The organism is Saccharothrix hoggarensis, assembly GCF_042678885.1.
Lineage (GTDB): Bacteria > Actinomycetota > Actinomycetes > Mycobacteriales > Pseudonocardiaceae > Actinosynnema > Actinosynnema hoggarensis.
In genome coordinates, this window is record NZ_JBHTLK010000002.1 from 97,340 (window position 1) to 109,686 (window position 12,347).

Annotated in this window: 13 protein-coding genes; 10 read left to right on the forward strand and 3 right to left on the reverse strand. The window is 73.1% G+C overall.

The genetic code is table 11. The annotated features are described in order from the left end of the window. Both ACFQ3T_RS00920 and ACFQ3T_RS00925 read left to right on the forward strand, forming a co-directional pair. Complete coding sequence (locus ACFQ3T_RS00920; protein WP_380718637.1) at positions 1–411, forward strand: VOC family protein; 411 nt, start codon at positions 1–3, stop codon at positions 409–411. A 125-nt stretch (positions 412–536) separates the two neighbouring features. Continuing rightward, the gene (locus ACFQ3T_RS00925) at positions 537–2,930 is read left to right on the forward strand and encodes an ATP-binding cassette domain-containing protein (RefSeq protein WP_380718639.1); all 2,394 of its coding nucleotides are present in this window, start codon (positions 537–539) and stop codon (positions 2,928–2,930) included. Between the two features lie 126 nt (positions 2,931–3,056). Here the strand turns inward: ACFQ3T_RS00925 and ACFQ3T_RS00930 are convergent, their stop codons facing one another. Further along, positions 3,057–4,466 carry an FAD-dependent oxidoreductase gene (locus ACFQ3T_RS00930; protein ID WP_380718641.1) on the reverse strand — a complete coding sequence of 470 codons (1,410 nt, stop codon included), beginning with the start codon at positions 4,464–4,466 and terminating at the stop codon, positions 3,057–3,059. Positions 4,467–4,647: 181 nt separating this feature from the next. Between ACFQ3T_RS00930 and ACFQ3T_RS00935 the strand changes: the two genes are divergently transcribed. From ACFQ3T_RS00935 to ACFQ3T_RS00950, 4 genes are all read left to right on the forward strand, one after another. After that, the gene (locus tag ACFQ3T_RS00935; protein WP_380718643.1) at positions 4,648–5,097 is read left to right on the forward strand and encodes a GNAT family N-acetyltransferase; all 450 of its coding nucleotides are present in this window, start codon (positions 4,648–4,650) and stop codon (positions 5,095–5,097) included. A 42-nt stretch (positions 5,098–5,139) separates the two neighbouring features. Further along, positions 5,140–5,580: a MarR family winged helix-turn-helix transcriptional regulator gene (locus ACFQ3T_RS00940; protein ID WP_380718645.1), complete on the forward strand. Its 441-nt coding sequence runs from the start codon at positions 5,140–5,142 to the stop codon at positions 5,578–5,580. A 131-nt stretch (positions 5,581–5,711) separates the two neighbouring features. Continuing rightward, the gene (locus tag ACFQ3T_RS00945; RefSeq protein WP_380718647.1) at positions 5,712–6,068 is read left to right on the forward strand and encodes a YciI family protein; all 357 of its coding nucleotides are present in this window, start codon (positions 5,712–5,714) and stop codon (positions 6,066–6,068) included. 1 nt (position 6,069) lies between these two features. Beyond that, entirely contained in the window at positions 6,070–7,308 is a 1,239-nt protein-coding gene (locus ACFQ3T_RS00950) for an RNA polymerase sigma factor (RefSeq protein ID WP_380718649.1), read from the forward strand. Here the strand turns inward: ACFQ3T_RS00950 and ACFQ3T_RS00955 are convergent. Then, positions 7,265–8,308 carry a threonine aldolase family protein gene (locus tag ACFQ3T_RS00955; protein ID WP_380718651.1) on the reverse strand — a complete coding sequence of 348 codons (1,044 nt, stop codon included), beginning with the start codon at positions 8,306–8,308 and terminating at the stop codon, positions 7,265–7,267. The two genes, ACFQ3T_RS00950 and ACFQ3T_RS00955, sit on opposite strands and share 44 nt — an antisense overlap. A 97-nt stretch (positions 8,309–8,405) precedes the next feature. Here ACFQ3T_RS00955 and ACFQ3T_RS00960 point away from each other — a divergent pair, with 97 nt between their 5' ends. The 3 genes from ACFQ3T_RS00960 (at position 8,406) to ACFQ3T_RS00970 (ending at position 10,154) form a co-directional block, all read left to right on the forward strand. After that, on the forward strand, positions 8,406–8,945 hold the full coding sequence (locus ACFQ3T_RS00960; protein WP_380718653.1) for an antibiotic biosynthesis monooxygenase family protein: 540 nt from the start codon (positions 8,406–8,408) through the stop codon (positions 8,943–8,945). A 10-nt stretch (positions 8,946–8,955) separates the two neighbouring features. Beyond that, complete coding sequence (locus ACFQ3T_RS00965; RefSeq protein WP_380718656.1) at positions 8,956–9,540, forward strand: pyridoxamine 5'-phosphate oxidase family protein; 585 nt, start codon at positions 8,956–8,958, stop codon at positions 9,538–9,540. 110 nt (positions 9,541–9,650) lie between these two features. Further along, the gene (locus ACFQ3T_RS00970; RefSeq protein WP_380718659.1) at positions 9,651–10,154 is read left to right on the forward strand and encodes an NADAR family protein; all 504 of its coding nucleotides are present in this window, start codon (positions 9,651–9,653) and stop codon (positions 10,152–10,154) included. Here ACFQ3T_RS00970 and ACFQ3T_RS00975 read toward each other — a convergent pair. Beyond that, positions 10,141–11,070 carry an NADP-dependent oxidoreductase gene (locus tag ACFQ3T_RS00975; protein ID WP_380718667.1) on the reverse strand — a complete coding sequence of 310 codons (930 nt, stop codon included), beginning with the start codon at positions 11,068–11,070 and terminating at the stop codon, positions 10,141–10,143. The genes ACFQ3T_RS00970 and ACFQ3T_RS00975 overlap by 14 nt on opposite strands. 243 nt (positions 11,071–11,313) lie before the next feature. On the opposite strand from ACFQ3T_RS00975, the gene ACFQ3T_RS00980 reads away from it, so the two are divergent. Next, the coding region (locus ACFQ3T_RS00980) for a hypothetical protein (RefSeq protein WP_380718661.1) at positions 11,314–12,347 on the forward strand (1,034 nt) is incomplete at its 3' end.

Genomic DNA, 12,347 nt, shown 5'->3' on the forward strand with positions numbered 1-12,347 from the left:
ATGGACATCACCATTCACGCGAGCTTCCTCCCGCACCACGACCCGGACGCGTCGCTGGCGTTCTACCGCGACGCGCTGGGGTTCGAGGTCCGCAACGACGTGGGGTACGGCGGCATGCGGTGGATCACGGTCGGTCCGGTCGGCCAGCCCGGCACGTCGATCGTGCTGCACCCGCCGGCGGCCGATCCGGGCATCACCGAGGAGGAGCGCCGGACCATCGTCGAGATGATGGCCAAGGGCACGTACGCGAGCCTGCTCATGGCCACCAAGGACCTCGACGGCGCCTTCGCGCGGTTGCAGGAGGGCGACGTCGAGGTGGTCCAGGAGCCGACCGAGCAGTCGTACGGCATCCGGGACTGCGCCGTCCGCGACCCCGCGGGCAACCTGATCCGCATCCAGCAGCTGCGCTGAGCCGTCGGGCGTTCACCGCGCCCCTCGCAGACGCGCCCCGGCAGACCCGCACCGCGGAGGGCCCGCGCACGCGGCCGGGCTCCCCGCGAGTGCCGCCCCACCCCCGCGCAACAGATGGAGACACGATGAGCACGGCCACGAACACGGACGCGCAGGAGTCCGCGTCGCACGTCGCCGACAGCCACGACCTGATCCGCGTGCACGGCGCGCGGGTGAACAACCTCAAGGACGTGAGCCTGGAGATCCCGAAGCGGCGGCTGACGGTGTTCACCGGCGTCTCCGGTTCGGGCAAGAGCTCGCTGGTGTTCGGCACGATCGCGGCCGAGTCGCAGCGGATGATCAACGAGACGTACAGCGTGTTCGTGCAGGGTTTCATGCCGACGCAGGCGCGGCCGGACGTCGACGTGCTGGAGGGGCTGACGACCGCGATCATCGTCGACCAGGAGCGGTTGGGCGCGGACCCGCGGTCAACGGTGGGCACCGCGACCGACGCGAACGCGATGCTGCGCATCCTGTTCAGCCGGCTCGGGACGCCGCACGTCGGGTCGCCGCAGGCGTTCTCGTTCAACGTCGCCTCGATCAGCGGCGCGGGCGCGGTCACGGTGGAGCGCGGCGGGCAGACGGTGAAGGAGCGGCGTTCCTTCAGCATCACGGGCGGCATGTGCCCGCGCTGCGAGGGCCGGGGTTCGGTGTCGGACATCGACCTGAGCCAGCTCTACGACGACTCGAAGTCGTTGGCGGAGGGCGCGTTCACCATTCCGGGTTGGAAGTCGGACAGCTTCTGGACGGTGCGGGTGTACGCGGAGTCGGGTTTCGTCGACCCGAACAAGCCGATCCGGGAGTTCACCAAGAAGGAGATGGACGCCTTCCTCCACAAGGAGGCGACGAAGGTCAAGGTCGACGGCGTCAACCTGACGTACGAGGGGTTGATCCCGAAGATCCAGAAGTCGTTCCTGTCGAAGGACAAGGAGGGGATGCAGCCGCACATCCGGGCGTTCGTGGAGCGCGCGGTCACGTTCACCACGTGCCCCGAGTGCGGCGGCACGCGGCTCAGCGAGGCGGCCCGGTCGTCGAAGATCAAGGGGATCAGCATCGCGGACGCGTGCGCGATGCAGATCAGCGACCTGGCGGAGTGGGTGCGGGGCCTGGACGAGCCGTCGGTGGCGCCGCTGCTGGCGAAGCTGCTGCAGACCCTCGACTCGTTCGTGGAGATCGGGCTGGGGTACCTGTCGCTCGAACGGCCCGCGGGGACGTTGTCGGGCGGCGAGGCGCAGCGCGTCAAGATGATCCGCCACCTGGGGTCGTCGTTGACGGACGTGACGTACGTGTTCGACGAGCCGACGATCGGGCTGCACCCGCACGACATCCAGCGGATGAACAACCTGCTGCTGCGGTTGCGGAACAAGGGCAACACGGTGCTCGTGGTGGAGCACAAGCCGGAGACGATCGTGATCGCCGACCACGTCGTGGACCTCGGTCCGGGCGCGGGTTCAGCGGGCGGCACGATCTGCTTCGAGGGCACGGTGGAGGGGTTGCGGGCCGGCGGCACGATCACCGGCCGCCACTTCGACGACCGGGCGTCGCTGAAGGAGTCGGTGCGGAAGCCCTCGGGCGCGTTGGAGATCCGCGGCGCGAACCGCCACAACCTGCGCGACGTGGACGTCGACGTGCCGCTCGGGGTGCTGTGCGTGGTCACCGGTGTGGCTGGTTCGGGCAAGAGTTCGCTGATCCACGGGTCGATCCCGGCCGGCGCGGGTGTGGTGTCGGTCGACCAGGGCGCGATCCGGGGGTCGCGGCGGAGCAACCCGGCGACGTACACGGGCCTGCTGGAGCCGATCCGCAAGGCGTTCGCGAAGGCGAACGGCGTGAAGCCGGCGTTGTTCAGCGCGAACTCCGAGGGCGCGTGCCCGACGTGCAACGGCGCGGGCGTCATCTACACCGACCTGGCGATGATGGCCGGCGTCGCCACCCCGTGCGAGGAGTGCGAGGGGAAGCGGTTCCAGGCGTCGGTGCTGGAGTACCACCTCGGCGGCCGCGACATCAGCGAGGTGCTGGCGATGTCGGTGCGCGAGGCGGAGGCGTTCTTCGCCGAGGGCGAGGCGCGGACGCCGGCGGCGCACGCCATCCTGGACCGGCTGGCCGATGTGGGGCTGGGCTACCTCACCCTGGGCCAGCCGCTCACGACGTTGTCCGGCGGTGAGCGGCAGCGGCTGAAGCTGGCGACCCACATGTCCGACAAGGGCGGTGTGTACGTGCTCGACGAGCCGACCACGGGCCTGCACCTGGCGGACGTCGAGCAGCTGCTCGGCCTGCTGGACCGGCTGGTGGACTCCGGCAAGTCGGTGATCGTCATCGAGCACCACCAGGCGGTCATGGCGCACGCCGACTGGATCATCGACCTCGGTCCCGGCGCCGGTCACGACGGAGGCCGGGTCGTGTTCGAGGGCACGCCCGCCGACCTCGTGGCCGCCCGCTCCACCCTCACCGGCGAGCACCTGGCGGCGTACGTCGGAGCCTGACCGGGAGGGGACCGACCGGGACGCCGCGGGAGAACTAACGGGACGCCCCGCCCGTGGACGCGTTGCCACGTCGGGAACGTCCTGGCACAGGCGGAACACAACGAACCCGGTCCACTGGTCGTCTCCTCAGGACGGGACGACGCTCTGCGGGAACGCCAGGACGTGGTCCGGGTCGTAGCGGCGGGCCACGCGGCGCAGGCGGGCCAGGTTGCGGCCGTAGTAGGCGGTGCGCCACTCCGGCATGTCGGGGTCGATGTAGTTGACGTAGCCGGTGTTGTGGCCGAGCCCGTCGCGGACGTCGGCGACCGTGCGGCGGGCCTCGGCCTCGCTCACGTCGCCGACGCCGACGTACGCCTGGGCGCTCGCGATGGCGTCGCGGTGCGGGAACGCGGTGGCGTCCGGGCGCACGCGGGCGATCTCGCCGCCGAACGAGTCGAACTGCACCCAGCCCGCGCGCCTGCCCTCCATGAGGCCGACGGCGCGCGCCGGGTCGACGGGCCGGTGGAGCATCCGGGACGAGGCCACGAACGGCGCGCCGGTGGTCGGCGCGCACTGCGGCAGGCAGCCCGCGAAGTACCGCATGGTGGTGAGGTAGTCCATCGGCAGGACTTGGCGGCTGGTCGGCGCGACCTTCGCGGTGAGCCGGTCGAGCAGCGGCGGCAGCCCGCGTTCCTCGCCCGCCCAGCAGCCGATGACGCCGGCGGTCGGCGGGCTGCCCGCGACGACCTCGCACGCCGTCCACATCTCGTCGGGCGTGCCGAGCATCCACTCCTGCCACGCGCCGAGCACGTCGACGCCCGCGTCCGCGGGGAACCGCAGGAGGAACACGACGAGGTCGCGGGCCGGTTCGGTGTCGAACGTGAAGGACGTGACGACGCCGAAGTTGCCGCCACCGCCGCCGCGCAGCGCCCAGAACAGGTCGGGCTCGGTCTGGGCGTCGGTGTGGCGCGTCACGCCGTCCGGCGTCACGACCCGCGCGGACAGCAGGCGGTCGCACGTCAGGCCGTACTTGCGGGCGACGACGCTGATGCCGCCGCCCAGCGTGAGGCCGCCGACGCCGACGGTGGGGCACGTCCCGGCGGGCAGGAGCCGGCCGACGCCGCCCAGTCCCTCGTAGACGTCGATCATCCGGGCGCCGGGGCCGATCCGCGCGTCGCCGCGCTCGTCCACGTCGACGCCGTTCAGCGCGGCCAGGTCGATGACCAGGCCGTTCTCCGGCACCGAGTAGCCCGCGTAGCTGTGCCCGCCGCTGCGTGCCGCCACCGGCACGTCGTGCGTCGCGGCGAAGTCGAGGCAGCGGGCCACATCGGACTCGTCGGCGCACAGGGCGACGGCCGCCGGGCGGCGGTGCGCGTACACCGTGTTGAACGGGCGGCGCACGGTGTCGTAGCCGTCGTCGCCGGGACGGACCAGCCGGCCGGTCAGCGCGCGCCGGAGCCGGTCCCAGTCCCGGTCCGGGCCGTGCGCCCACGCGCCGAACGTGACGAGACCTGTTGCCTGGATGAACGTTCTGCGGCCGAATTCCACGGCTCCCACCCCCGATTTCCAGGGTCCGCCTCGGATTGGTCGGGGTAATCCGGCGAATGGCTGAACCCCGGGCGGGTCGCGGGGCCGGCGCGCGACGGGCGAAGTCGTGGGGTTGAACGGATGACCGAATGGCAATCTTCGACGTACTCCCCCACCCGACGTACTCCCCACCCCACAGGCAGGTGCCCGAATGATCGTTCCCCTGGACCTCACCGACGACGCCACGGCGGAGGCCGTGCACCGGATCGCGTTGGAGTCGTACGCGGTGGAGGCCGACCTGATCGGCAGCACGGCGATGCCGGCGTTGCACGAGTCGGTCGACGACGTCCGCAGACTCCCGCTGCGGTGGCTCGGCGGGTACGTCGACCGCGAGCTCGTGGCGTTCGTCGGCTACGCGAAGGTCGACGGCGTGCTGGACATCGACCGGCTGGGCGTGGCGCCGAGCCACTTCCGGCTCGGGTTCGCGCGGCGGCTGGTGGAGCAGGTGCTGGCCGAGGGCGGTCCGGCGATCGTGTCGACGGGTGCGGCCAACGCGCCCGCCATCGCGTTGTACGAGAGCCTGGGGTTCCGGGTGGTTGACACGGTCGTCGTGGACGGCGGGCTGCGGATCGCGCAATTCGGGCACCCCGGCCTCGTGTAGGCGCGCGGCGGTCGTTGGTGTCGCCAACTAGAGTGCGGCGGCATGGAGACCCGGGGCGCGCCGCGCCGGCTGCGCGGCACCGCGAGCTGGCTGCTCGGCCAGACGACGACGCACGCGCACCGGCTGGTGTCGGAGGCGTTGGGCGGGGTCGGCGCGCGGCGGTACCACTACTCGCTGCTGGCCGCGTTGGACGAGTTCGGCCCCGCCAGCCAGGCGGAGCTGGGGCGGCGCGGCGGGCTGGACCGCAGCGACGTGGTGGCGACCGTGAACGAGCTCGCGGCCCAGGGGCACGTGGAGCGGCGGCCGGACCGGGTGGACAAGCGGCGCAACGTCGTGACGATCACCCCGTCGGGGGTCGAGCACCTGCGGGAGCTGGACCGGGTGCTGAGGGCGGCCCAGGACGCGCTGCTGGCGCCGCTGTCGGCGGCCGAGCGGGACGAGTTGGCGCGGATGCTGACGGTGGTCCTGGAGCACCACGGGTGACCGCGGCCGGCACGTCCGGCGGGCTCGTCGGGGCCGCCCGAGAATTTCTCCGAGGTTTTGCCGGCGTCGTGTCGATCCGGTCGACGGCCGTTCGTGTAGGGGGTGGGACACCCCGAACCGAGGAGGACACCATGACGCAGTACCTGATCAGCGTGATCGAGCCGACCGGCTACGACATCCCCGAGCCGGAGGTGCTGGAGCGGATCATGAAGGACGTGCAGGCGGTCGACGCGGACATGCGCGAGGCGGGCGTGTGGGTGTTCGCGGGCGGTCTGCACGCACCGGAGACGGCGACGACGCTGCGGCCGACGGACGACGGCGAGGTGGTCGTCACCGACGGCCCGTTCACCGAGTCCAAGGAGCACATCGGCGGGTTCAACATCATCGACGTGCCGGACCTGGACGCGGCGCTGGAGTGGGGCCGCCGGATGAGCGTGGCGTGCACGCTGCCGGTCGAGGTGCGGCCGTTCCAGGACTTCCCCGGCTGACGTGACGTCGGTCGAGCGCGTCTTCCGGGCCGAGTACGGCCGGTCGGTCGCCGTCCTGGTCCGCGTCTTCGGCGACATCGACATCGCCGAGGAGGCGGTCCAGGACGCGTTCGCCGAGGCGGTGCGCCGCTGGCCGGAGACGGGTGTGCCGCCGAGCCCGGCGGGCTGGATCATCACCACCGCCCGCAACCGGGCGATCGACCGGCTGCGCCGTGAGTCGTCGCGCGACGACCGGCACGCGCAGGCGGCGCTGCTGCGCGCCCGTGACGAGCACGGCGGGGAGGTGGACGTGGTGGGCGACGAGCGGCTGCGGCTGATCTTCACCTGCTGCCACCCGGCGCTGCACCCGGCGGCACGGGTGGCGTTGACGTTGCGGCTGCTGGGCGGGTTGTCGACGGCGGAGATCGCGCGGGCGTTCCTGGTGCCGGAGCCGACGATGGCGCAACGCCTGGTGCGGGCGAAGGCGAAGATCCGGGACGCCCGCATCCCGTACCGGGTGCCGGGCGAGGCGGAGCTGCCGGACCGGCTGCGGGCCGTGCTGGCGGCGGTGTACCTGGTGTTCAACGAGGGGTACTCGGCCAGTTCGGGTGACGCGTTGGTGCGCGAGGACCTGTGCGACGAGGCGGTGCGGCTCGGCCGGCTGCTGGCGGGGTTGATGCCGGACGAGCCGGAGGTGCGGGGGCTGCTGGCGTTGATGCTGCTGCAGCACGCGCGGAGCCCGGCGCGGACGGGCCCGGACGGCGGGTTGGTGCGGCTGGCCGACCAGGACCGCTCCCGCTGGGACGCCGCGATGCTGGCGGAGGGCCGGGAGCTGGTGCGGTGGTGCCTGCGCCGCGACCGGCCCGGCCCGTACCAGGTGCAGGCGGCGATCAACGCGGTGCACAGCGACCCGCCGCCGACGGACTGGGCGCAGGTCGTCCGGCTGTACGACCACCTGCTGGCGTTGACGCCGACGCCGGTGGTGGCGTTGAACCGGGCCGTCGCGGTGGCCGAGGTCGACGGGCCGGAGGCGGCGTTGGCGCTGGTGGACGGCCTGTCGGCGGAGCACGCCCGGTTGGCCGGCTACCACCTGCTGCACGCCGTGCGCGCGGACCTGCTGCGCCGCCTGGGGCGGGACGGGGAGGCGGCGCGGGCGTACGAGCGGGCGCTGGCGGCGGCCGGGAACGCGGCCGAGCGGGAGTTCCTGCGACGCGGTCTCAGCGCAGTCGCCGGATCAGCTCCACCACCTCCTCCGGGGTGAAGTCCAGCGACACCACGCCGATGGTCAGCTCGATGGCGGACCGGCCCGGTTCGGACGACGCGCGGGCGCGTCGCGGCAGCTCGACACCGGTCTCCTCGAGGATTCGCGCCGCTGCGGTGGCGACGACGTCCGGCGGCACGGGCAGGTGGACGTGGAACAGCGGCGTCTGCGGCACCTCGGGGCGGGTGCGGGCGTAGCCGTCGGCGTTGATCGCGGCGGCGACGGCCACGGCGTGGTCGCGGAACTCGGCCATGCGGGGCAGCGCCTCGTCCAGCCCGATGAGCCCGGTGACGGCGAGCGGCCAGGCGTCGGGGATGGCGCCGCCGAGCCTGTGCCGCCACACCGACGCGGTGTCGATGGTCTCCCGGTCGCCGGCGAGGACCGCGCCGCGCACCCCTTCGAGGCCTTTGTAGAGGGACACGTAGACGGTGTCGAACAGGTCGGCGATCTCGGCGAACGGCCGGTCGTAGTACGGCTGCGCCTCCCACAGGCGGGCGCCGTCCAGGTGCGTGGCGGCGCCGCGGTCGCGGGCCCACTTCGTCTGCGCGACCAGGTCCTCCCAGGCGGGCAGGAGGCCGCCGATCTCGCGTTGCGGCAGTTCCAGCAGCAGCGCGGCGACGGGCTCGCGGACCTCGGCGAGGTCGTCGAGGGTGATCAGGGCCTGCCGGTCGCCGACGGTCTTGTGGCGCAGGCCGTGGACGGCGTTGTAGCCCTCCTCCTCCCAGATCGCGGGGTGGCACAGGGCGTGCGCGGCGAACGTGCGGCGGCCGGTGCGCTCGGCGTGGACGCGCAGCGCGACCTGCTGCGCCATGGTGCCGGACGGGAAGAACAGGGCGGCGGGCTTGCCGAGGAGGTCCGCGATCCGCTGTTCGAGCTCCCTGGTGGGCTCGTCCGAGGGGGTGCCGGGCCGGACGTGGTCGAGCATGCGGCGCAGCACGGTGTGCGGGTCGGAGCGCAGTCGGGAGTGCTGGACCAGGGAGCGGTGGATCTCGGGTGCCATGACGGGAGTCTGCTGTTGCCGCCACCGAGGTGCAACAACCGTGCACCGGTCACGTGACTGATTCGGCAGGCCGGCGGCCGCGCCTAGCGTCCCCGGCATGGACCTCACCCGCGAAGACGCCCGATTCGTGCTCCTCCACCACGCCTCCGTGCCGTTCGACCCGCGCCCCGAAGGGCTGCTGGACGTGCGGCGCCTGGCCCGCGTCGCCCCGGACGCCGACGAGGTCGTCACGTACTCGCAGTGGTCCGGCGGCGCCCCGGACCCCGGTGACGGGGTCGCGTACCGGCGCCACCGGTCGGTGGGCCTGGCGTCGCCGGACCGGCCGGTGGGGTGCGTGGTGCTGGTGTCGGTGGAGTTCGACCGGCCCGGCGTCGCCGAGGAGTGGGTGGACCTGGTCTTCTCGGCGCTGGCGGCCGAGGAGGAGCCGCACCCGGGCGGGATCTCCGGGCACTTCCACGTGAGCGTGGACGGGACGCGGGTGCTGAACTACGCGGAGTGGACGTCCGCCGAGGCGCACGTCGACGCGTTGGCGCGCGGTGACGGGTCGGTCGGCGTGGCGGAGCTGTGGCGACGTGTGCGGGCGTTCACCGGTCTCAAGGGGAGCGACGTGCGGCGATACCGGGTCGTCGGTCCGTGATACTGGCGTCATGGGCAAGACATATGAGCGGATCGAAGGTCGCCTGCGCGAGTTCATCGAGGCGCAGCCGGTGTTCTTCACCGCCACGGCGCCGCTGTCGGCGGACGGGCACGTGAACCTGTCGCCGAAGGGCCGGGCGGGCACGTGGCGCGTGCTCGATGAGCACCGCGTGGCGTACCTGGACTTCGGCGGCAGCCACGCGGAGACGATCGCCCACCTGCGGGAGAACGGCCGCATCACGTTGATGTGGTGCGCGTTCGACGGTCCGCCGAACATCGTGCGCGTGCACGGCACGGGCGAGCCGGTGTTCCGCGACGACCCGCGGTTCGCCGAGTTGGTGGCGGGCTTCGGCGAGGCGGACGGGCCGGCGCTGCGGGCGGTCGTGGTGGTGACGGCGAAGCTGATCAGCGACACGTGCGGGTTCGCGGTGCCGTTCATGGACTACCGGGGCGAGCGGACGCTGCACGCGGAGTACTTCGGCCGCAAGTCCGACGCCGAGTTCGCCGCGTACTGCGAGAGCAAGGACTACAACGCGGTGAGCATGGACGGGCTGCCGGCGTTGCCGCTGCCGCTGCCCGCGCGCCCGCCCGTGTGACGTCCCCATCTTCGTGACGTCCCGATCTTCGTGACGTACCCGTCTCCGGCCGGCGGGTTGCCGCGCCCCGCCGACCCGGTTCGCCGAGGGTTTCTGACATCGTCTGCGCCGTGACGAAGTACCTGTTCTTCTGGGGGCACCAGGCGCGCCCCGGCGCGCCGGTCGGCAAGCAGTGCCTCAGCCAGTGGTGGGAGGCGCCGTTCACGGTGGACGGCCGCACCTACGCGACCGCCGAGCACTTCATGATGGAGGGCAAGGCGCTGCTGTTCGGTGACGAGGAGGTCGCCGAGCGGGTGGTGGCGGCGCGCACGCCGGGCGAGGCGAAGGCGCTGGGCCGGCACGTGCGCGGCTTCGACGAGGCGACGTGGGCGGCGGCGCGGCTGGACGTCGTGGTGCGCGGGAACCTGGCGAAGTTCGGCGCCCACGACGACCTGCGCGCGTTCCTGCTCGGCACCGGCGACCGGGTGCTGGTGGAGGCGAGCCCGGTGGACCGGGTGTGGGGCATCGGGTTGGCCGCGGACGACCCGCGCGCGGCCGACCCGAGCACCTGGTTGGGCCTGAACCTGCTGGGCGAGGCCCTGATGGTCGTTCGGGACCGGCTCAGTCGACGGTGAGCACGATCTTGCCGCGGGTGTGGCCGGAGTCGATCAGCTCGTGCGCCTTGGCGGCGTCGGCCAGCGGCAGCACGGCACCGAGCTCGACGCGCAGCGCGCCGCGTTCCACCAGGTCGCTGAGCCCGAGCAGGCCGCGGAGGTCGGGTTCGACCAGGAGCGCGGCGGTGCGGATCCGGCCGGCGGCGGCCTCGACCAGGGCGTCGTAGGCCGCGCCGAGGATCGTCACGACGATCCCGCCGTCCTTGACGGTGGCCGCGGAACGGGCCGCGACGTCGTCGCCGACCGCGTCGAGCACGGCGTCCACGTCCCGGACGGCCTCGGCGAAGTCGACCGCGGTGTAGTCCACGACCTCGTCGGCGCCGAGGTCGCGCACGAAGTCGTGGTTGCGGGCGCTGGCGGTGCCGATGACGTGCGCGCCGCGGGCCTTGGCGATCTGCACGGCGACGTGGCCGACCCCGCCTGCGGCGGCGTGCACGAGGACCCGCTGGCCGGGGCGCACGTCGGCCGTGTCGACCAGGGCCTGCCAGGCGGTGAGGCCGACGAGCGGGAGGCCGGCGGCGTGCGGGTGGTCCAGCGCGGCGGGCTTGGGCGCGAAGTGGCGGGACGGCGCGACGACGTACTCGGCGTGGGCGCGGGCCGCGCGGGGGAACAGCGGCATGCCGAACACCTCGTCGCCCGGTCGGAGCGTGGTGACGCCGAACCCGACCTCCTCGACCACCCCGGAGACGTCCCAGCCGAGCACGAACGGCGGTTCGACGAACCAGTGGCCGTGCTCGCGGGTCTTGGCGTCGACCGGGTTGACGCCGGCGGCGTGGACGCGGACGAGCACTTCGGTGGGGCCGGGCTGCGGCTTGGGGAGGGTGGTCTCGTGCAGCACCTCCGGGCCGCCGAGGTGGTCCTGGCTGATGGCGCGCATTGAGCTCATGAATTCGATGGTGGTCGATGTCCCGCGCGGCCGCCGGCGCTTCGGCGGCCATTCCCCGCAAAGATCAGGCCAGGGCGCGACGGCGGCACGCCCGGCGTCCCCGTTCCGGGCCGTTCGCGTCCCGTTCGGCGTATTTCGATCTACGCTAACGGTGCGGCGAGTGACGCCGATCACCTCGGAAAGGGGGCGGTCGTGCTGGTCGAGGCTCAACGGAACCGCGTTGCCGTGCGGCGGGTGACCGGCCTCGCCCGCAGCACCCCCGGCCGGTTGAGCCTGCTCGCCCTGCTGCTGATCGTGGTGAGCCTGCTGGTCGGCGCGGTGACCGCGCTGTCGGTGCAGCGCCGGTCGCAGGCGCTGGAGGCGTTGGGCGACCGCAACGAGCCGCTGGCGTTCGCCGCCCAGGAGGTCTACCGGGCGATGGCCGACGCCGACGCCACGGCGGCGGGCGCGTTCCTGTCGGGTGGTGTCGAGTCGGCGGCGCTGCGGCAGAGGTACGAGGCGGACGTGGCGAAGGCGGCGGCCGCGCTGTCGGCGGCGACCAGCGAGATCACCCGCTCCCCCGAGCTGACCCCGGCGCTGTCGACGCTGTCGGGCCACCTGCCGGTGTACACGGGCCTGGTGGAGACGGCCCGCGCGCACAACCGGCAGGGCAACCCGGTGGGCGCGGCGTACCTGCGGGAGGCGTCCACGCTGATGCACTCGCGGATGCTGCCCGCCGCGCGCGAGCTGTACCGGGTGGAGACCGCGAACGTGGTGCGCGACCTGGAGGACGCCGGGTCGCTGCCGTGGCTGGAGCTGCTGCTGGGCGCGGTGGCGCTGGCGGCGCTGGTGTTCGCCCAGCGGTACCTGACGCGCCGGACGAACCGGGTGTTCAACCCGGGTCTGGTGGTGGCGACCGCGTTGACGGCGGTGTCGCTGCTGTGGGTGCTCACGGCGAGCCTGCTGGTCGTCCACAACACGTCGGCCAGCCGGAACGAGGCGACGTTGGTCGACCTGCTGGCGCAGGCGCGGATCGCGACGCTGACCGCGCGGGGCGGCGAGACGTTGACGCTGGTCGCGCGGGGCAGCGGCGCGGAGTACGAGAAGGTCTACGTCGACGCCGACCGGGCGCTGGGCGACCTGCTGGGCCGGGCCCGCGACCTGGCGGGGACGCCGCTGTCGGCGGAGTCGGCCGACCACCACGAGCGGTGGCGGCAGGCGCACCGGCTGGTCCGGGAGGCCGACGACCGGGGCGACTACGCGGCGGCGGTGCGGGCGGCGCTGCGCGG

Bases quoted from the DNA above. Each gene is read 5' to 3' on its own strand.
- ACFQ3T_RS00920 (WP_380718637.1), top strand. From the start codon at position 1: ATGGACATCACCATTCACGCGAGCTTCCTCCCGCACCACGACCCGGAC.
- ACFQ3T_RS00925 (WP_380718639.1), top strand. From the start codon at position 537: ATGAGCACGGCCACGAACACGGACGCGCAGGAGTCCGCGTCGCACGTC.
- ACFQ3T_RS00935 (WP_380718643.1), top strand. From the start codon at position 4,648: ATGATCGTTCCCCTGGACCTCACCGACGACGCCACGGCGGAGGCCGTG.
- ACFQ3T_RS00940 (WP_380718645.1), top strand. From the start codon at position 5,140: ATGGAGACCCGGGGCGCGCCGCGCCGGCTGCGCGGCACCGCGAGCTGG.
- ACFQ3T_RS00945 (WP_380718647.1), top strand. From the start codon at position 5,712: ATGACGCAGTACCTGATCAGCGTGATCGAGCCGACCGGCTACGACATC.
- ACFQ3T_RS00955 (WP_380718651.1), bottom strand. From the start codon at position 8,308: ATGGCACCCGAGATCCACCGCTCCCTGGTCCAGCACTCCCGACTGCGC.
- ACFQ3T_RS00960 (WP_380718653.1), top strand. From the start codon at position 8,406: ATGGACCTCACCCGCGAAGACGCCCGATTCGTGCTCCTCCACCACGCC.
- ACFQ3T_RS00965 (WP_380718656.1), top strand. From the start codon at position 8,956: ATGGGCAAGACATATGAGCGGATCGAAGGTCGCCTGCGCGAGTTCATC.
- ACFQ3T_RS00975 (WP_380718667.1), bottom strand. From the start codon at position 11,070: ATGCGCGCCATCAGCCAGGACCACCTCGGCGGCCCGGAGGTGCTGCAC.